A 20012-nucleotide genomic window follows, 5' to 3' on the forward strand; every position below is an offset into this window, starting at 1 on the left:
GGCCGAGCGGCGCAGTGATGTGCCGATAACCGATGCCGCCGACCTTCCTTCCCCATAACGCGTGCAGCAGAAGTACAGCGCTGCCGAGTTCAGGTTCGCCTTCTCGTAGCAGCAGATCACTCAGCTGACTGCGGCGAAAACACACCCCTAAACCCGCTATTGGAGCATTCCATGCGTCGATTACTATCTGTAACTGTTCCATTGCTTTTTGTGGTAACGGCGTGTACCTCCGCCGAACCTGTACCTACCCCGCCCGGTACGACGTTGGGCAGTCTGTGCACCCAGCACACGCCGACCGCCGATGCCGTGCGCACGAATCGCCCGGAGAAGTCCGCCATCGTCGTCGGCTCCATGCCGATCCCGGACGTGGCCGCATTGATGATCGCCCAGGACTGCGGGTTCTTCGCCCGCGAGGGCCTGACGGTGAAAACACGGACCATTCAGGGGGCCAGCTTCGCCCTTCCCCTGCTTGAAAACGGGCAGATGGATCTCTCGCTGCTCAACTACTCCACCGCCTTCATGGCGCAGGCAAAAAAGGTCCACGACGTGCGATTCGTCGCAGACGCTTATCAAGCCGGGCCCGGCGCTTTCCGGCTGATGTCGCTGAACCCAAAGCTGCAGACCCTCCAGGACTTGCCTGGCAAGACCATCTCCGTGGCCACCAAGAAGAGCATTGGGACGCTCAGCATAGAAATGACGTTCGATGCCGCCGGGGTAACCGCCGACGACGACAAGATGGTCGAAATCCCGCTACCGGACATGCTGAAGGCGCTGCTCGCCGGTACCGTCGACGTCGCCTGGATGACCGAACCCTTCATCAGGGTGGCGGTAAACAAGGGTGCCCACAGTGTCGCCGATGTGATGGCCGGACCCGCCGCGGACTTTCCGATCGCCGGCTACGGGGCGACGGCACAGTACGCGGCGAAAAATCCCAACACGGTGGCTGCGTTCCAGCGAGCCATCGCCGACGGTCAGCAGATCGCCGCAGGCAACCGCGGGGCGGTCACGAAGATCCTCCCGACGTACATCCCCAAGATCACCTCTACGGAGGCGGCGTTGATCATATTGGGCGTCTACCCGATCAGCTTGGACCTCACCCGGCTGAAGCGAGTCGCCGACGCCTTGCAGAAGTACGGCTACACCGAGGAATTGGTGGATGTGGCCCCGCTGCTGCTCCAGCCGACCATGTCCCCCTCACCGGCGACCAGCGACGAACCGCTCCTGCAGGGAGGCGTCACCTCGTGAGCACCATCCTGCCCTCCCGCAAACGCGGGGAATCCGTGCTCCCATCTCGAGTATCTGCTCACCCGCGAGATGCGATCCAGAACCTCATCACCCGTTTCTGGACGGCGTGCGGGCTGCTGGCCTTCGTCGAGATCGGCGTCGCCGACTGCCTGGCGAACGAAAGACGTCGGAGCACCAAGGCCCTGGCGAAGGACTGCCGAGTCGATCCCGACGCCCTGGGCCGGCTGCTGGCGGCTCTGGCTCCGCAGGGGCTCGTCGCCGCTGAGGCCGAGACCGGTGCCTGGTATCTGTGCCCGGCGGGGGAGCGGCTGATCAACAGCCGTGACGACTCGCTGCGGTCTGCGGTATGGACCTGCGGCCATCCGGACTATCGGCAAATGCTGCAGATGCTGCCCGAGCTGGTCACCTCGGGCACATTGCCGTTGCCTGACTTCTACTCCCCGAGAACCTTCCGGAATACGGCGCCGGGCGAGGAGGCCGAGTCGGGGCAATGGGAGCCTCAGATGCCGCATGCGGGTCAGACCATCCTGAGCATGATCCGCGCATTCGGCGACTTCGGTGCGCTCCTGGTCGCCGCAGAACAGCGCTGGGCCGATCATCTGAGCGATGGCGCGCTGAGCGTCACCGAACTCGCCGAACGCGTCGGCGCCGAGCCCGGCCCCGTCGCGGCGATCGCCAAGGCGCTGATCGGTATAGGCATCTTGACCGAATTGCCGGAAGACCGATACCAGCTCACCGAAGCCGGCCACACCCTGCGCTACGGCCGACCCGACTCCATGCGACCGGCGATCTTGATGAACGCCCATCCGGTGTGGTGGGATGCGATCTGGAATCTGACCCATGTCGTGCAGCGCGGCCAGCCCTTCCTTCCGCCCCCGCACACCTCGGCCTACGACGTCCTCCGGCAGGATCCGGACGCTCAGAACCTGTTCGACCTGTTCATGTCCCGCCGCTCGGCCCCGGTCGCCTACGCGCTCGGTGAATGGGCAGCCACAGCGGCGGTGCCCGACGGCGCCACCTTCGTCGACGTCGGCGGCGGTCGTGGCACTCTCCTCGCGGCGCTGCTGACGGCGCTGCCCACCTGCCGGGGCGTCCTGCTGGATCGCCCCGTGGTCATCGCTCAGGCTCGCACCTACCTGGCTGACCACAACGTCGCTGACCGGTGCGAGATGAGCGGCGGCGACTTCTTCGCCGCGATCCCCCAGGGCGGGCACACCTACGTGCTCGGCAGTGTTCTGCATAATCTAGGCGATGCGGCTGCGTTGCACCTCCTGCAACTGATTCGGGCCGCGATGACCGACGGGTCAGCTCAGCTGTTATGCGTGGATGTGTTGCTGCCTGACGGGCCACAACCTCACGTCGGTCTCGGGCTGCTCCTGCGGATGATGTCGCTGTTTCCCGGCGGCCATGAGCGCACCATCACCGAGTACGTCGCCCTATTGCACAAGGCGGGCTTCGCGGTGGCCGCTACCTCCAGCCTGCCCCATGGACTCTCGCTGGTGGTCGCTCGCCCCACTCTTTCGTGATGGTCCCGGCGGCCGGACGGGCTCGTCCCGCTCAGGCCGACCGGTAGAACCGGCGCGGCATCCGAGACCCCGATTCTGGGGCCTCTCCGCCGCCTCATCGCACTCTCGCAGCCAGTCCTGCGTGTTCAGGCTTCCTGCGGGAGCGCCGCCGATGTTCGGCGCCCAGGGCTCAGGGCTGAGCCCTGGGCGCCGAACATCGGCGCACCCACCGGCCAGTGAGCCCCCTCGCCTTTCTCGCGATCACCCCTTGTCGTGTCGGGATGCTGCCCTCGCCCCGCAACTGCCCCGACCTCATTGCCTGGAGCATGTCGATGCCCGGTCCCCCTTCCCCTCATCCGCCCATGACTGGCCGGTGCCCGGTTCAGCCGCTGTTCGGGCCAGAATTCTCCGCCGATCCCGTTGAGACGTTTCGCCGTCTTCGCGCCGAGCATGGAATCGTCGCCCCCGTGCTGCTGGCCGACGGCGTGCGGGGATACGTGGTCCTTGACCACCCCACCATCCTGGCCATCTCCCGTGACCCTCAAACCTGGTCGCGCGACTCCCGCCGGTGGGGTGCCTGGCCCAAAGGAGCGATCGCCCCCGACTCCGAACTCGCAGAACTCGCAGCGATGATGGCCTGGCGAGACAACCTGCTGTTCGCCGATGGGTCAGCGCACACGCGGTTGCGTACAGCGGTCGTGGAGGCTCTGGGTCACGTCGATGAGCGCGCGCTAGCCGCCCTGGTGCGGGCCGAAGCAGATCAGCTCATTAACGCCTTCGCCCCTCAGGGCCACGCCGATCTGGTGACCCAGTACGCCACCCTGTTGCCACTGCGCATCATCATGCGCCTGGTCGGCCTTGATCCCGAGGAAGTCAATCACCTTCTGCCCGTGCTGCAACGCATCTGGGACGGTGACGACGCCGCCGCCGCCAACGTCGCCTACGAGCACACCCTACGAACCCTGATCTGCCGCCAGCGCGCCTGGCCGAGCCGGAACATCACCACGTTCCTGGACAACCACGCTGCCGAGCTCACCGATGATGAACTGCTGCAGCACCTAGTGCTCATCGTCGGCGCCGCCAGCGCGCCCACGGGAAACCTGATCAGTAACACGCTCGGGCAGCTCTTGACGCGTGGGCCAATTGCCCGTGACTTCGCGAATAGGCGCATCGACATCCCCGAAGCCATCCAGCAAGTGCTGTGGGAAGGGGGGCCGATGTTGGTCTACCCGTTCGTCTACCCCACAGCGGATGTCCGCCTCGGCCGCCACCTCATCCCTGCCGGCACCCCGGTCGGAATGGCCATCACGTCAGCGAACCTGGCGGTGGCCATGGAGATGGGCGGGGTGATGCACGGCAACCGCGCGCACGCGAGCTTCGGCACCGGCCCGCATAAATGCCCCGGTCAAGCAATGGCGCTGCTGATCGCGACGCACGCCATCCAGGCGCTCTTCAAGCGTCTGCCGCACCCTCAGCTCGCTGACCCGCAGAAGCCTCTCAGCTACCGACCGTCGGTGTTCGCGTATGCCCTCAGCTCCCTGCGCGTTGTCTTTCGCCCGATTCTCCCGGAAGGCCTGCCATGGCAGACAGCTCCCGCCTGGTTCTCACCCCCGGCGACCTCCACCGTCAATCCGACCGTCTCCGTACCCGCGGGCCGGTCACCGTGGTGGAGCTTCCTGGGGAGGTTGAGGCGTTCGCAGTAACCTGGGATGCCACCTTGCGACGGGTGCTGGCCGATCCCCGGTTCGTCAAAAACATCGGGCATTGGCTGGCCTGGAGCGAGGGCAGGATACCCCGTGACTGGGAACTGGCCTCCTGGGTCGTGCCGGAAAACATGCTCACCGCCGACGGCGATCACCATAGGCGGCTGCGCGGGCTGGTGAGTCAGGCTTTCACTCCCGGCCGGATCGAAGCACTGGCACCCCGCATCATTCAGATCGTCGATCAGCTGCTGGACCAGATGGGTTCCCTGAACGGCCGTCACGTCGATCTCAAGGCCGCGCTGGCGCTGCCGCTGCCGCTGACGGTGATCAGTGAGCTGTTCGGCGTCGCCGAAAGAGACCGGGCACCTCTCCAGGAGCTGTGCGCCGCGGTGTTCGACCAAAGCCTCACCCGCTCGCAGGCCGCCGCCGCCCAGCGAGGACTTCAACAGAGCCTCGCGAAGCTGGTCGCACACAAACGCACGGTGCCCGGCGAGGACATGACCAGCGCCCTGATCGCCGCCTGCGACGGCACCGACCAGCTAGATGAGAGCGAGCTGATCTGGACGCTCGCGCTGATGATCGGCGCCGGCTACGAGACCACGATGAACCTCATCCTCAACGCCGTGCACGCTCTGCTCACCCATCCCCGCCAGCTCGCTCTGGTTCTTACCGGTCACTACGGCTGGGACGCGGTGGTGGAGGAGACCCTGCGCTGGGATCCCTCCATCGCCAACTTGCCGTTCCGCTACACGCGGGAAGAGGTGCACCTCGAGGGTGTAGTGATCCCGGCAGGCTCAGCCGTCCTGATGTGCTACGGAGCAGCCGGCCGGGACCCTGCCCGTCACGGCGCCACCGCCCACCGCTTCGACCTGCACCGCGATGACGCATCATCTCACCTGGCGTTCAGCCACGGCGCTCACTACTGCCTCGGCGCTCCGCTCGCCCGGCTGGAGGCGCGCCTGGTCCTGCAGCGGCTGTTCACCCGGTTCCCCCGGCTGCGTCTGGCCGCTCCCGCCAGCGCGCTGGTGGCGATGCCTTCCCTCATCGCCAACGGGTTTTCAGAGCTTCCGGTCACCGCCAGCCCCTCACCTCTTACCCCTCGGTATGGGGAAAACGGTCGCGTCGAAGAAGACGTTCCGCCCGAAGGGCAGAGGTCGGCGTGAGCCAGGCGTGGTGGCCGGCGAGGTGCCGTGCCTGGTCCTGATGAGAATCACGAGGTGGGCAGCGCGTGGACGCTGAAGATCAGCGATCGCGTGAAGATCGTTTCTCTGGAGGGAAATCTGCCCAAGGTGCGCGCGGCGACGTGGCTGCTGGGACGTAGCGGCAGCGTCGTGTGGCTACCCACCCGGGGCTCGCTTGTGCAAGTCGCCGTCGATGCCGATACAGATCCAGGCGGCAGGCAGGCGTCGCAGTGGGCATTACACGTCTCCGGCCTGGCGGTGGTGCTCTCTGCGCGCACCCAGGTGGGCCAGCAACGTCCGCGGGTTGGTGACGAGGTCACCGTGCAGACGGTTTTCTTCAGTAAAACGTCAATACACCCGTACGCGCGCTTCCTGATCGGCCAGCGGGGGCACATCGTATGGGCGCAGAACGGCAGCGATGTCGTGCTGGTCCAGCTTGAGACCGAGATCAAGACGCCCGGGGGATACCAGAGCAGGTGGGGACTCCACGTCGACGATCTGCAAATCACCCGCCTTATCGTCGATACCCGGCCCGAGGACGTCTACGGCTACGGCGTAGGTACGACGGGAACCGGGAGCGACCTGGAGCGGCACGCGATCACCGCATCGCCTCATTCCCGCGTGCGCGCCGTGTGCGGGGCTTGGGTAACTCCCGTGATGGTCGGCGACTGGTGCCCTGACTGGTCAGCTTTGCTGTCGCGTGCCTGCGCCATCTGTGTTCAGAAGACCAGCGGTGAGCCGGACCCCGCTGAGTGACGCGGCGGTCATGGTCAGGCTGTCTGCTGAGTCGAGGATTTCTCATCAGCAAATGTGTGATCACATCATAAGAATAAACAACACATTCTATGGATGCTTAAATCTTGAAATCGCTTCATAGATTTGTGGCGAACCATCGCGTGCCGTTCGTCGCGCCGAGAAAAATGAGAAATATGCAAGGCGGCCTTGCTCTCTAATTTATTAAACTCCAGATAGCAAAGAGAAGAATTGCCGATATGGGCCGCAGGTTATTTTTTGATGATGAGACAAAGGGGCGCGCTATTGTAGAGGTTGCTCGCGGACTGTCTCTGGATCGGGTGGCAGTCCGGTTAGGCGTGAATAAAGCGACCATTGAGAGGGAGCGCCGTCGAAGTCCCGATTTTGATAGTGCCCTGGTCGCTGCGTCAGAGGGGCGGATTCGGCCTGTTGCCTCGAACGTATGCCCTGGTGAGAACTGTGGTACTGCTCGCGGCTACGACTGGTACTCCTGCCGTCAGGAGCCGTGTGCTGCTGCCGTACGCAAGCCGTCTTCGCTTGATGACGAACAGGTTCGAAAACGCATCATCACAATTATTTTAGAAGAATATATTTGCACGGGCGACGCACTAGCTGAAGTTGCGAAACAAGAAGGCCTCAATCTCCGTCAATTATGGCGGCGAATGACGTGGGATCAAATATGGCGAGAACAACTTGACTGCGCGCTACTCGCCGCCCGAGATCCGAATATCGAACATGGGAAATGGCGCAGCTATATAACGGAAAAATGTAAGTGCGGGGACTGCCGGAGCTATTGGAATGCGTTTACTGTAGGGCGTTCGCCTGAATAGGGAAACTCACGCATCAAACATTTATTCACTTGATTGGGCGGTCAGGTGACGATCACCACGCCTGCGTTGCTATCCCGGCCCACCGATGACGGCGACGGCTCATCGGAGGCGCCAAGCGTCGAGGCCGTGCGGGGGTTGGTGGGATGGGACGCGTAGCCAGCTTCCGCGGAGGTTGATCCCGGCGTAACGACGCCGAGTGAGAAGGATGGAGCGCGGGGTGTTTTCCGCTGGATCGATCTCTGTCGACCCCGACTGTCAAGTTGGAAGTCAAGTTTTCCGATGGAGAGTGGATAGCGCCGAGCCGAAGTTGCAATGTGATCATTATGTTATATTTTCGAGGCGAACGATCATGCTCGCTTCCTTCCTGAAGGAATAAACAGCAGTTCAGCGGCTTGATCGAATTGCTGCTGGAACGTCGTTCGTAGATGTCGATGACGCCGGGCGCGTTCGTGCGTCCTCCAGCGCTAATCAGCGGATGATTTTCGTGCAGCCCGGGAATCTGACTCGTTTCTCAGGCCTGATGGCGGGAAAACATCTCGGCTGAGGTGGCGGAGTTTCCGGCGGGTCGGGCAATCATCTGATCTCTGACCTGCGGATTTTCTGTGTCCTTGCCAGCGGTGGTGAGCATCCGTGGCTTTGAGGCGGGGTCTGTCAGCGAGCGCGGGGAATGGTGGCTCGCCGTCCTATCGGGATTGTTGCGCAGTGATGTCGCTGCGTGATGACCGCTAGCGCTCCGTGCCTTGTTCTGACAATCTTTGTCAAGAGTAATGAAGTGGGACGGCCGTCACCCTCATCGACGGTTTACCGCTTTCTGACATCTACCCCTCATGTCATCTGGGCCGAGTCGAGGGCATCACCGTTACCCCAGGTGCTGCCCGTGTGACGGTCCGGCTCAGATGCTCATCACCACGCCGGCCCAGGAGACGATCATGATCATCGCGCTTTTGCCCCGCTCTGCCCGCGTGATCGGCATCGGCGGTGCGCTGGTGCTGGCCGCCGCCTGCGGCGCCGGATCCGTCTCCGCCCCGTCGACGGGCACGGGCGTCCCTGCCCGCGCTTCCTCGGCCGCGCCTTCCCCGGCGCAGACATTGACGGTGAGCGAGGCTGAGCGCATCTACGCCCGGTACGCCCGGCTGTATCGAAAAATCTACAGTGTAAAGGGGAAGGGTCTGGAGAAGATCCTCTCCAAGCTCGCTCTGGAGATCAGCCGGGCCGACTACCGACTTGCCCAGTTGGAAGGATGGAAACCCTCCGACTCGGGCCGGGTCGCCGCGGTCGAGGTGACCATCGCGCGGGTACCGGTCGGCCACGCGCGATGGTTCGTGGCGACGCTCACCTATGCGAATGCGCGTACGGCGCGCACGCATCTGATTTTCCAGGAGGGCCCATCGGGCGCAGGGGAGATGGAGGGGTGGCGAGTGGTGGCCGGCTCCACCGCGGCGGCCGGACAGGCGCTGCCACGCGTGGCCCGTAATGGTGACGGCGTTGCCGAGGCACTGGCGGAGGATGTGGAGGGCCTGGTCGCCACGCCGCGGCAGGTTGCCGAGGCGCATGCGACATGGATATCGCATCTGGATGGCGAGACCGGCTCAGGGAGAGTGCTGGCGGCCGATGGATATACGAAAGACGCGGTAACAGATCGACGAGCTGAACGCGCGAAGCTGCGTGGCCAGTGGACGTTGAGAATGCAGACGAGTAACCCCGGGACGGTGTATGCGCTGCGCACGCAGGACGGGGGAGCGCTGGTGTGGTATGCGCTGCGTGAGCAGCACACCTATAGCGTCGCGGTGCCCGGAGCCGGGCAGATCAGTTTCAGCAAGCGCGGGCCTCGACTGCTGAGTGCCGGCCGCCAATATACGCACACCGCGCAGGTGCGGTTCGCGGGATGGTTTTCAGCGGTCGTTCCGTCCAAGTCCGCAGCTACTAAGGCAATGGTCGTCGGCGACTGGTATAGCGCGCTCAGCGTTCGCGGTTCGTGACCTTTGGTGACTCCTGCGATGGAATCACATACCTCGCATGAAATCCCCGAAGCGGTCTAAATTATTTTTCGGCACAGATTGCGGAAATGAAGATATATCAAATTTCGACTCGGTGGCATGAGTTCGAAAATGGAAGTCTCTAAACGCTTATTCAAGGGAAGGTGTTTATCGTGTTTCCTTTCGGGTTGGTTTGTCGTGCATTTATTGCAGCTGGGCTTGCCGTGATCTCTGTCGCCTCGATCCTCGCCGCACCTGCTACGGCCGCGCCGGACCGGACCTGTGGATCCGGTTACAGCCTGAAAAAAACCTACCCGATTGACCAGCGGGGAGCATCGAGGATCGCTGTCCCGGTCGGATACATCAAGCTCTACGCCAACGCTAAGAACAGCGAGGCCTGCGCGGTCGCTGTTGTGGCGGACGCGCATACGGGGAAGTCGTATATCCATGGAATGTCACTTACCATGTGGGAGAGCTCCACTATTCCTGTGCGCGAGGTTGGCGACGCGTCACAATATTATAATTCCCGCGTGGGGCCGCTGTATTTAAAGACGCCTGGTTATTATCATTGCGTAAGCGTTTGGGCCTGGATTATGTCCGGTGGGACTTACTATTGGGGTTCTGCGTTTTTCGTTATGTGTGATTCTCAGTGAGTGGGCTCCAGGCGTCGAAGGAGCGCCTCCCCGCGTGGCCGTCTTCGACCCGCCACCTGGTCCGACGCAGATGGCTCCTCCTGGTGGCGGCGGCATGCTGGGGCGTGTCCGCGCCGGCGACCAAGTACGCCCTGGCGGAGTTCTCGGTGGCGGACTTGCTGGTGATCCAACTAGCCGCGGGCGCCCTCACGTTGTGGATCATCACCCTCGTGCGAGGGTATCGGCCGGTGCGGCAGTTGCGCCGGGTGGCGATCTTGGCATTGGTCGAACCGGCTGGCAGCTGCGCCCTGTTCGGGGCGGGACTGCTTTACAGCAGTGCGAGCGCTGGATCGATCGTCGCCAATGTCGAGGGGGTGGTGGTCGCTCTGGCCGGGGCACTCTTTCTCAGGGAGCGTCTACGGCCGCTGGGGTGGATCGGGCTGAGCGTCAGCATCGTGGGCGTCTGGCTGCTGGACGGGGCCACGACCTCCTGGGGAGATCGCATCGGCACGCTGCTGATCTTGGCGTCCGTGGTGTGCGCGGCCATCTACTCGGTGCTGGCGGCCAGGGTGCTGCGTCACGACTCCAGTCCCGCTGATCCGATAACCACAACCGCCTGGCAGTTCACGATCGCCCTGATGGCGATCGTGCCGGTGGCCGGTGGCATCTCGCTGTATCACCCCTCGCTGGGTGAGCCGCTGGCTCTGCACTGGGCTGCCGCCATCGGCAGTGGTGTGGTCGGCCTGGCGCTGCCGTTCGCCGCCTACAACTACGCCATCGCCGTCATACCGGTGGGCGAGGCGGCGCTATTGCTGCAGGCCACGCCGCTGGCTGGGGTGGCCGTTTCGGTCGTCGTGCTGGGGGAGCAGATGGCTCCCACTCAGATGGTCGGTGCGTGCGTTGTCGTCGTCGGCGTGGCGCTGGCCGGTGGCGCCTTCACCTCTGAACGCGGGCGGCGCCTTTTACCCGCAGGCCGGCCGGTCTCTGATGTTCGTGAGCTTCAGCCGCCCTGATGTCCGGGCGTACCCATCGCTTACCACCGCGTTGGCCCAAGCACCCCAAGATTGCTAGGCCATTCGATCATGTCCCTGCATCGTCAAGGAATCCACGTGTCTATATCTCAGAACGTCATCAGGCAGGCCGATTGCGGACTCGCCCCAGGGCCGTCTCTGGCATCTGTTCAGCATGCCGAGCCGTCAGCGTCACCCATCATCCGCGGCCGTCATGTGGTGGCCACCATGTATGGCGTGCCATTCGACGTGCTCAACAATACGGAATTGCTGTGGACCGCGCTGACTGACGCCGTCCTCGCAGCAGGAGCGACCATCATGACCGGGGCGGCGCACCACTTCACGCCATTCGGGGTCACTGGGCTGGTGCTGGGCGAGTCGCATGCCTCCATCCACACCTGGCCGCAGAGGGGGATCGCGATGGTCGATTTCTTCACCTGCGGCCCTGTCGCCGACCCGCAGGTGGCGCTGGCGTACCTGCAGCAGGTGCTGGCGCCCACTCACATCGAGTCCGCGATGATGATTCGGGACGTCGTCGATGCGCCTTTCTCGGCTCCTCGCCCCGCCCCGCAGACAGCGGTATTCCACGTGGCCCCGGCCTAAGCACCGGCTACTGCGGCTGCCTCCCACATCCCTCGCCCTCAGAAAGGCGTGCGGTATTTCATGTCGCTGACGCGTGGTATCTGTCTCCTCGCCGCTTTTGTTTCCAGGACCGAACTCTGCCCGGAGGCGACGTGACGGCGGCCTGGTGGTTTTTGACGGGGGCCATCGTGGTGGAGGTCGCATCCACGAGCGCGCTCAAGATCGCTTCTGATGGAGGAGGCGCGCCGGGCTGGTACGTGGTGCCGTCCCTGGTCGGGCTGGTGATTTCCTATCTGCTGATGAGCCAATCGATGAGCATGGGTCTGAAAATCAGTGTTGCCTATGCTGTTTGGTCCGGTCTGGGCACCGCGGCGATCGCTGTCATCGGTGCCGCCTTTTTCGGTGAAAGCTTGACGCCCGTCAAGATTGTTTCCATCGCCGTGATCATCGCGGGGGTGGTTGGACTCAACCTCGCCCCCCAGCAGCGCCCCATCGCCGCTCCGGCCGGCTCGGGCGCAGCCCTCGTCGTGGACGCAACCAGCAGAGCGTCCACCGATCTGGTCAATGCGCTCGGTGACCTCAGTGCGGCGCTGCGAACAGCGGATCCTTCATCTTCGCGCTCACCGGAGACTGCCTTACGCAACCACGGCCGGCAGATGCATCGTGCCCGAGCTGGCCGATGATGAGACGTTCTGGTCTGGCGCTGACGGTGAGCATCACCGGCCAGGGCGCCGTGCTGGGTGATGTCGTGGCCATCACGCAAGGGCTGCCGCGCATGATCGCTGAACTGCAGCCCGCCCAGGAGTTCCAGCTGGCCGCATCCTGGATCGGTTTGGCCTATATCGCGGGTTTCGTCGTCATGTTGGCCATGCATCGCCGGTTGCTGGCTGTGTCGGACAAGCGGATGGTGCTCGGCTGCGCGCTGACCGTTTTTGCCGTTGGCGCTGCAGTCGCTGTAGCCGCCCCGACGTGGACGATCCTGCTTACGGCCCGGGCATTTCAGGGAGGCAGCGCCGCCATTGTCGTCACCGCCTGCCTGCCCGTGCTGTTGTCCCAACTCGTCGACCGGCAGGTGCAGATGCTGCCTCTGTGGGCCGCGAGCACCACCATCGGAGCGCTGTTCATCCACGCGGCGGGTGCATGGCTGGTGCACACCGCGGGGTGGCGGGCGCTGCTCGCTCCAGGACTGATCACCGCCACGGTCACGATCTTCATGTTGGCCGCAGTACCTCGTCCTCGGCGAGGCAAGCACCTCAAGCCGGCCTCCGCGAACGATCAGAATGCTGACACCGTGATGCTTCCCCGCGCGCTGCTGGTCGAGCTGCGATCAGCGCTGGTCGAGGTGGCCGACAGCGCTGAGCAATCCCTTCCCAATCATGAGGCCGGCCCCGTTGCGCCTTCACCTCTGTCGCCCTATGTGCCTTATCCGGCGCGCGGGCTCAATGGTCGCCGCCCGGCGTTGCTACCCCCGTCAGGAGATCTCCATGGTCAATGAACTGCCGTCCTCTTCACCGAACCGGAGCCGGCTGCGCGCACCAGGGCCAAGAGCTCACCGCGCCTACCCCGCCCGGGACGCGCGGATCGATGATGCTCCCTCCGGCGACCGAAGCGCCATCGACACCTTCGGACCTCCGCAGCACCAGTCGTTGGACACCAACGTTTTGGAGCGGACCCGGGATGCAGCCCGACGAGCTGTCCAAGCGATCGACCGCATTCTGGCCGCTCCTGCGCGAAAATCGCCCACACAGCGGTAACCACCTTCACTAATTAAGGCTGCCCGGGTTCGCGGCGAAGACCATCGTCCCCGACCGCCCTGTGTCTCGATGGGGTCCGGCTCTCTTACGGATTTCTTCTGCGCGCAGAAGATGAAGACGTGCCTTGTCTTGCATGACCGGCTGCAAGGGCATCGATGTAGGCGGCCCATGCTGGGTCGTCTTTTCTCTTTCCTTGATGTGTCATCGGCTCACAAGAAATACCGGAATCATTTAGGTTTCTGCCGCGATACTGACCTTTTCATGCGCTAGCATGTTTCATTATCCATGTTCCTGGAGGGGTTTTTATGGTGAGGTGGATTAGGGAAATACTCATCGATGATCTTGATGGTGGGGAAGCCCATGAGACGGTGAGGTTTGCGATTGACAGCACCAGCTATGAGATCGACCTGCATGAGGCTACCGCGCAAAAGCTCCGAGAGCTTCTGGCGCCCTTTATGGCAAGCGCTCGTCGCTCTTCCGGAGATACGGTTTCTCGTCGTCGCCGCGGCAGCGATAGCAGTACGCGAACGTTGCCCCGGGAGAAAAGCTCCGACATCCGTACGTGGGCGAAGGCTCACGGCCTCAGCGTCAGTGAGCGTGGACGAATCGCCGCCAAGGTTGTCGAGCAGTACGAAGCAGCGCACTAGCAGCACCTCACCGCCCAGTAAACATACTTTCTCTAAATCGCGAAACAAGCCTTATGGTCATGACGCAACGATCAGCTTTCCCAGGGGATTCTGTTCTGTAATCTGTGTTACGGCTCCTTGCGCCACCATTGAGACACCCATCGCATCCATCATGTTGTCGGCAACACTCTCCCCTCAGTAAGCCACACCCGTGTGGTGGTCATGGGGCGCCGCGCCTCGAGGTCGCGGTCCGCAAGGATCTGCCTGCCACGCTGGCAGATCAACGGGGTTACGCTGACGGGCTGCTCACTCCTGGGAAGGGTAGCGGCGGTCATACCACTGCTGGAAGAAGTCGACGATCTGGCCGATCTCAACCGGAAGTTCCAAGATGACCCGCTCAAGGTCTGAAGATGGCGGCCGCGGATCCAGCGACTGCAGAACGGCGAAGTCGGCATCGCGCAGCGCCGCGACTCCGGCCGCGTGCCGCGTGGAGAACAACAGCGGCCCCGCGGCGGCGTCCGCGGCGGCCAGGTAGCAGGCCGCGAACGGGTCCAGCGCGCACCGGTGCGCGGCCAGGTGGCGGCGGTAAGCAGTGCTGTCGACGCTCGCGATGTTGGCCGCCTCTCCGTCGCGGGTCGCCGGCAGCACATAGTCTTGCTCGACGATAGCGGTGATACTGCCCAGCTCGGGGCGGTTGTCGGGCCCGCTCCAGTGCCCATCAGCCGCGCTGGTGTAGGTCGGCCCGGGCTCAGGCCCGCCCGCCAGGTGGAGTTCTTGGTCGGCGAATGTTCGCAGCGAGGCGACCAGGTCGAATAAGTCCAGCACCTGCCCATCCGGGGCGGCTTCGGTGATCAACTCCGGCAATGTTGGATCGGCGTCGGCCGGGAGGGAGCGGGGAATGAGCAGGCGCCGTTCAGCGGTGCGCAGCTTTTCTGCCCCCAGTGAGGACTCCAGAGCTGCGTGTTCGGCCATTATTATCGCGGCCGCCAGCGATGGGCCGGTGCCGAACCGCATCGCGGGCTGCGCATGGTGAACCCACACCGGCACCCCCTCAGGGCCGGCGTGGATCTCGTAGCAGAACGTGTTGACCGAACCGCCGTAGTCCACGCGCAGTTGCAGCGGGACCTGGCTGCCGGGCAGCGGGTGCGCGGCGACCCACCGGGCGTGCGGCAGGAGCCGCGGGAAGTCCTCAGTGGCGGCCCGGGGGGTGATCTGGTGCCAGCGGTATCGGGGGGCCGCAGGCCGGGTGGCCGCGGCCAATGCCCAGTCCAGGAGCGCCAGCAGAATCTGGGTGCCCTCCTGCGGGAGTCGCGCCGCCAAGAGGGGATGGGCATCAACGTCGACCGATGGCAAGTACCCCAGGCGGCCCAGCGCGCTCAGATCCAGGGTGTGATCTCGCAGCAGGGCGATGGCGCCGGGCGGGTCGACGGGGCCGGTCTCATTGACCCAGTCCTCGGCGTAGCGGCGCCGGTTGGCCACCCACCCGCCCGGCTCATCGAAGAGGTAGCCGGCCTGCGGGTCGGCGAGTTGGCGATCGGCGACGTCCAGCGCCCACGTGGCGGCGGCCACCGCGATCGGCTGGATCGCCAAACCGGCCAGCATGCACAGTGCCAGCGCATCCCCGCCCTCCTCGATCGCGGCGTCCCCGAACTCGTTGCTCGGGCGCCGGTCGATCACCTCGGGAAGCGGGGGAGCGGCAGCCAGCAGCGCGCGGACCGCCGCACCCGCGCTGAACCCGTGGCGCTGTGCGCCGACGGCCGAAGGCCACAGCTCGGCGGGGACGTGCAACCGTACCCACGGCGCACTCAGGCGAGCGCGGCCAGTAGAAAAGTCGGTCAACCGCAAGACCCCGGCAGAGTCCGCGCGCAACCGCAACTCCACCGCCGACTCACTGTTGAAGGGGAGCTCGGCCAGTTGATCTACCACGATGATCCTGCGCAGCAGACCGGCGAGCATCGCCGCGCACCCGCTCAACCGGACTTCCTCCTGCTCTGCCCGTTCCCGCTCGGCTGGCCCGATCGGCGCATCGCCAGGGCCCGCCAGCAGTCGCCCCCCTGCGGTGGCTTCGGCGAGCGCGCGCTGCCAGTCCTTGGCGAAGGTCCCGGCCAGCACGATCCGCGCACCCGGGGACGACAGATGCAACACGATCGCCTTGCCCGTCTCGATCCAGCGCAGTCCGGCGAGTCCGGTCATCGACCCGTCGGCGTGCTGGATCGGCGCCAGCGCGGCCGCCCAGCGCGGCAGTTGGGCCCGGCCGACGTTCACACGGATCTCGGCCAGGCGCGGGCTGACGCGAGTGATACCGTACGGGCCGCCAACCGCCGTGGGCTGGTGCCGGCCGAATTTCTCCAGGAGCGCGGCCAGCACCCGGGCCTCGAGCATCTCTTGCGCAGGCTCAGGGGCGGTGAGGACCAGCCCGGAATCGGCGATCTCGGTGCGGGCGGTCTGGAAGGACTCACCGGTCAATTGGCAGCGGAGCTTGGCGGCCTCGAATAGGGAATGCCCGGCGAACAGCGATGACATGACGGTCCTTTCGCGCGCTGCCCGACCAGCGCATCGAAGGACACCGCATGCTTGCCCATTGCACTGAAGGTGAACATGCCCCGACGCGGAGGCTTGGTGATTCTGCCTTCCCGGTGCCGCACGGCCGGGCGCGGCACCCCGGCATGGCCGATTCCCCGGCCGCCACTATTCTCCCACCTCCCCGCCCATCAGGTCCTGGAAACTGAGCTCGCCATCCTGCCACCGCTGCCCAACCTCAATCCCGCCCAGATCCGCACCGATCTGGAAACCCCGCGTCGGACCGAGGCCGCACTACTCTTCCTGATGGGTCATCGTCTGATCGCTGCGGTGGAGACTCGGGGCGTTCATCTGCTGATCGCGGCAGGTCAGCAGGTCTTCCAGCGACGCGTGCAGTTCGGGCCAGGAACGGGTGTCGGGGTAGACGGCCTCGAGAGGCAGCGTTCCTTCGATGAGGTTCATTCGGACCGGCATGTGGTGGGGGCCGACGGTGGCGAGCCAGCCCGCGCACAGGCGAAAAGGGTGCGGGCCATCTGGCTGGTCCCGGTGACATGCCATGCGGGGGGCCGATCGCATGCGTACGGCATCGTCGCTGGAGGTATCACTGCGGCGGGCCACACCCTGCTGAGCACGGTCGAGCCGCGCCATGTCCTCGTCCGTGAACTCGGTCAGGTCGGCATCCACGCGCCAAGGGCATTTTCCGCACGGGGCGGTCCGGAACTCGTTTGTGCCCTCGCCGGTCGGCCGGGCTTTTGGCTCCGCCTCGGCGGGCAGTCGCGGTGATCGCGGCGGGGACATTCTTCCGGAGTCCTTTATGACGGCCCGGCCGCGGGCTCGTGGTCGGTGTGTTGGTCGTCGGCTACGACGTGGGCCGCGGGGCCGGCGGTCAGCTGGGCTCGCAGGGCGGCGATGGTGGCGTTGGCGGCCTCCAGCGCCTTCTCGGTCTTCATCACCGTCTTCTCGGCCCAACGCAGCGTCTGCTGCTGGGATTTGGCCACCCGCGCGGCCGCTTTCGCCTGCTCGCGTTCGGTGCGCAGCTTCTCGGTCAGCTGGGTGAGCTGGTCCTGGACTGTGGTGGCCGTCGCCTGGGATTGGTCGCGGTCGGTCACGGCCTGCTGAGCGAGATCGGTGGCCTCCTGTAGCTGCTGCGCCTGCTCGGCCAGGGCGGTGTCGCGGCTGGCCAGCTGCTCTTGGAGGTCGTCGATCTGTTTTTTCTGCTGGCGGTCGTGTTCGGTGACCCGTTTCCGATCGGCGTTCCAGGCCTCTTCCAATCTCGATAGCTCACCGGCCAGCGTGTCGCGGGCGGCCTCGGCCTCTTTGGCGCGTCGGGTGGCGTCGGAGGTGGCCTGTTCGTCGCGGGCGCGGGCGGCCTCGAGGGTGGCCACCTTGGCCCAGGCGGCGCGCTCGCCTTCTTGCGCCTGGTCGCGGTCGCGTTCGGCGCGGCTAGTCGTCTCGGTGGCCTGCTTACGGGTCTCGAGGGCCTGCGCCCTGGCGGTGTCGCGCTCCCGGTTGGCGGTTTCGGCGTGCTGGGCCTCGGTGGCGGCGCTGGCCCGGGCTTCTTCGGCGGCTTCTTCGGCGGCGCGCGTCTGTTCGGCCAATCCCTGGTTGGTCAGGCGCAGCTGCTCGGTGAGCGCGTTCAGCCCGGTGAGCCACTGCTCGCCGCGCGGCAACAGCTGCTCGCTCAGCGCGGTGGCCCGGTCGGTGGCCGCGCCGACCGCCGTGGTGTAGGTGGCAGTGCGCTCCTTGTAGGCGGCGGCTCGGCAGGCGTCGCTGCAGTACTTGGCCTGGCGGCCGCCTTGGCGGCGCCCCTCGGCGTCCATCGGCCGGGGTTTGAGCTGGTTTGCGCAGGTGGCTCGCGCGCATACCGGGCCGGGGGAGAGGGTGTCGGGGAGATTTTCCGCTTCCTCCGCATTCGGGTGGTTCATCGTGGTTTGCGCCGCTATCTGATCGTCTGTCATGAAATCATCATACCAAGTTTCGTTTCCGTTAGGATCGAAATCGATTACGTTTCCAACAAAAACGAAATCTTTAAAATTTTGTTGATCATGATGCGGTCGCGATAACATCCGTTATCACGAGTGATTTACATCATAAACTAAGAATTAAACTAAGAGATAAAATAAGTGTCGCGGCACTGGGGAGACACCCTCGGCGGGGTACCCGCCGCTCTCGGTGGCGACTGCCCGAGCCGCCCGTGTGACCTCCCCGGAGCGGGCCAGCCGATGCCCTAGCAGCGGACCGCCGCGCAGCGCGCCCTGCTTGTGCTGCTCACCGCGGCCCGGTGTTCCTCGACCCCGAGTGCGTCGAGCTCGCCCTGGAGCGGGGCTTCAAGCACGCTGGGCATGTTGAGTGGAGCAACGGTGACGGCGTTTCCGCCTTGGTCTACTGGCTGAACAGCGCCTACCGGCGCGGCCTGCGCAAGGCGAAGATTGAAGCTCACACGCTTCGGCGTGCCAGCCTGGACCCCGACGCTGACGCCCTCCTGCTCCAGGCCGTGGAGGACGAGGAATTCGAGGTGGAGCTGCTCGCCGCTTGACCACCGGTGCGAGCCCGTTAAGGCGGGCCCGCACATCGTCTTCCCCCGACCCCGGAGGTCCCGTTGCTCGTTAAGAACTTTCGAGTTCGAGCCATAGCCGGCTGCCTCGCCGTGACCACGATCCTCACCGCGTTCGCCCTGCTAGCCATCCATTATGGCCTGACCTGGTTGGCGGTAGCGATCGGTGTCCTCGACATCGTGCTGTGCGTCTCCTTCTGGTCCTTCTGGCTCATTTCCCGCGTAGATACGTTCACGGTCCCGAACGCGCTCAGCGAGCTACTTCAGTTGGCCCGCGCGCTCCCGTTCAACCAGCCGCTCCCTACCCTCGGTGGCTTCTGGATATGGATCCGGGCCGCGGGCTCGCCCGTCGTCATCGAGCGGGTTCGGCAGGCCGACGTCGCCGAAGCTGAACGCGACCTCGCCGACGGCCATCAGGTCAGCACGGCGCCCTGCGACGTGTTCATCGTCCACAGCCCCAGCATGATCACTCTTCGTCGGTTGTCCTTGCCCGCCACGCTTAACCCTGATGGCGGGTTGCGTCTCTTGCCGCTCCCCCAGATGTCGCTGCGCGAGCGGGCGCGGACGCTGTGGCTCTTGAGGACGACCGGGTCCGCGCACCTGTCCGAGTCGGAGATCGCCGAGCTGGTCGAGCAGCTACGGCTCGCCAGACCTTTCTAATCATGTTGCTGACCAGGCCGCGGGAAAGGGCTCGAAAATGTCGTGGCCGCTACGCTGAAGCCGCAGCAAATCGGCCCAGGCGGAAGTGGTGGAGCAGTGGCCAAGCGCGATGTGTGGGTGCGTGTCGGAAACGAACTGGTGCGCGGCGACAACATCGTGGGCATCACCGTGAACGGCGGGCACTCGTTCAACCAGTCGTACAAGGAGTCGTACAAGCTCCTGATGAAGGTCACGGGACATCGCGACCCGTTGGCTGTCGACTCCGGGATCAGCTGCGACGGGACGGGCGAAGATGAATGCCGCAAGCAAGCGACGGCTCTCGCCGACTCCTTCGTGAACACGCTCGCGCAGGCAGCGGCTTTTCCCACCGGAGCGCTGATCCGACTCGGCTCCGACACCGATAATGAGGGCGGCGGTAGTTCCGGCTGGGACATAACCGTCCTGGGATAACCACGCTCGAGACCGATGACGAGTGCGACCC

Annotated in this window: 18 protein-coding genes; 15 read left to right on the plus strand and 3 right to left on the minus strand. The window is 64.7% G+C overall.

All coding sequences use genetic code 11. The annotated features are described in order from the left end of the window. The first annotated feature begins 264 nt into the window (after positions 1-264). The 12 genes from J2853_RS47115 to J2853_RS47170 all read left to right on the plus strand — a co-directional run bounded on the left by J2853_RS47115 (position 265) and on the right by J2853_RS47170 (position 13818). Entirely contained in the window at positions 265-1245 is a 981-nt protein-coding gene (locus J2853_RS47115) for an ABC transporter substrate-binding protein (RefSeq protein ID WP_307569366.1), read from the plus strand. After that, positions 1242-2771 carry a methyltransferase gene (locus J2853_RS47120; RefSeq protein WP_307569368.1) on the plus strand — a complete coding sequence of 510 codons (1530 nt, stop codon included), beginning with the start codon at positions 1242-1244 and terminating at the stop codon, positions 2769-2771. Before J2853_RS47115 ends, J2853_RS47120 begins: the two co-directional genes overlap by 4 nt. Before the next feature lie 446 nt (positions 2772-3217). Then, positions 3218-4453, plus strand: coding sequence for a cytochrome P450 family protein (locus J2853_RS47125; protein WP_307569370.1), 1236 nt, complete (start codon positions 3218-3220; stop codon positions 4451-4453). Between the two features lie 23 nt (positions 4454-4476). Continuing rightward, positions 4477-5616, plus strand: coding sequence for a cytochrome P450 family protein (locus J2853_RS47130; RefSeq protein WP_307569594.1), 1140 nt, complete (start codon positions 4477-4479; stop codon positions 5614-5616). A 54-nt stretch (positions 5617-5670) separates the two neighbouring features. Continuing rightward, the gene (locus J2853_RS47135; RefSeq protein ID WP_307569372.1) at positions 5671-6390 is read left to right on the plus strand and encodes a hypothetical protein; all 720 of its coding nucleotides are present in this window, start codon (positions 5671-5673) and stop codon (positions 6388-6390) included. Positions 6391-8113: 1723 nt separating this feature from the next. Next, on the plus strand, positions 8114-9196 hold the full coding sequence (locus J2853_RS47140) for a DUF8094 domain-containing protein (protein WP_307569373.1): 1083 nt from the start codon (positions 8114-8116) through the stop codon (positions 9194-9196). 161 nt (positions 9197-9357) lie between these two features. Beyond that, entirely contained in the window at positions 9358-9846 is a 489-nt protein-coding gene (locus J2853_RS47145) for a hypothetical protein (protein WP_307569375.1), read from the plus strand. Continuing rightward, the gene (locus J2853_RS47150) at positions 9843-10838 is read left to right on the plus strand and encodes a DMT family transporter (protein ID WP_307569377.1); all 996 of its coding nucleotides are present in this window, start codon (positions 9843-9845) and stop codon (positions 10836-10838) included. The genes J2853_RS47145 and J2853_RS47150 overlap by 4 nt, the downstream gene beginning before the upstream one ends. Before the next feature lie 69 nt (positions 10839-10907). Next, a complete protein-coding gene (speD, locus tag J2853_RS47155) occupies positions 10908-11438 on the plus strand; it encodes an adenosylmethionine decarboxylase (protein ID WP_307569379.1) in 531 nt (176 codons plus the stop codon). Between the two features lie 131 nt (positions 11439-11569). Continuing rightward, positions 11570-12100 (plus strand): DMT family transporter, encoded by a 531-nt coding sequence (locus J2853_RS47160; protein WP_307569381.1) that lies wholly within the window; start codon positions 11570-11572, stop codon positions 12098-12100. 26 nt (positions 12101-12126) lie between these two features. Then, a complete protein-coding gene (locus tag J2853_RS47165) occupies positions 12127-12912 on the plus strand; it encodes an MFS transporter (protein ID WP_307569383.1) in 786 nt (261 codons plus the stop codon). Positions 12913-13476: 564 nt separating this feature from the next. Beyond that, positions 13477-13818: a histone-like nucleoid-structuring protein Lsr2 gene (locus J2853_RS47170; protein WP_307569386.1), complete on the plus strand. Its 342-nt coding sequence runs from the start codon at positions 13477-13479 to the stop codon at positions 13816-13818. Positions 13819-14103: 285 nt separating this feature from the next. Here the strand turns inward: J2853_RS47170 and J2853_RS47175 are convergent, their stop codons facing one another. From J2853_RS47175 to J2853_RS47185, 3 genes are all read right to left on the minus strand, one after another. Further along, on the minus strand, positions 14104-16320 hold the full coding sequence (locus tag J2853_RS47175) for a hypothetical protein (RefSeq protein WP_307569388.1): 2217 nt from the start codon (positions 16318-16320) through the stop codon (positions 14104-14106). A 291-nt stretch (positions 16321-16611) separates the two neighbouring features. Continuing rightward, positions 16612-17115, minus strand: coding sequence for a DUF6283 family protein (locus tag J2853_RS47180; protein ID WP_307569390.1), 504 nt, complete (start codon positions 17113-17115; stop codon positions 16612-16614). 14 nt (positions 17116-17129) lie between these two features. Next, entirely contained in the window at positions 17130-18275 is a 1146-nt protein-coding gene (locus tag J2853_RS47185) for a coiled-coil domain-containing protein (RefSeq protein ID WP_307569392.1), read from the minus strand. A gap of 323 nt (positions 18276-18598) precedes the next feature. Between J2853_RS47185 and J2853_RS47190 the strand changes: the two genes are divergently transcribed. The 3 genes from J2853_RS47190 to J2853_RS47200 all read left to right on the plus strand — a co-directional run bounded on the left by J2853_RS47190 (position 18599) and on the right by J2853_RS47200 (position 19981). Then, the gene (locus J2853_RS47190; protein WP_307569394.1) at positions 18599-18853 is read left to right on the plus strand and encodes a hypothetical protein; all 255 of its coding nucleotides are present in this window, start codon (positions 18599-18601) and stop codon (positions 18851-18853) included. A 111-nt stretch (positions 18854-18964) separates the two neighbouring features. Next, positions 18965-19531, plus strand: coding sequence for a hypothetical protein (locus J2853_RS47195; protein ID WP_307569396.1), 567 nt, complete (start codon positions 18965-18967; stop codon positions 19529-19531). A gap of 42 nt (positions 19532-19573) precedes the next feature. After that, positions 19574-19981, plus strand: a complete 408-nt coding sequence (locus J2853_RS47200; RefSeq protein WP_307569399.1) for a hypothetical protein — start codon at positions 19574-19576, stop codon at positions 19979-19981. Positions 19982-20012 lie beyond the last annotated feature (31 nt).

It is taken from the genome of Streptosporangium lutulentum, assembly GCF_030811455.1.
GTDB lineage: Bacteria > Actinomycetota > Actinomycetes > Streptosporangiales > Streptosporangiaceae > Streptosporangium > Streptosporangium lutulentum.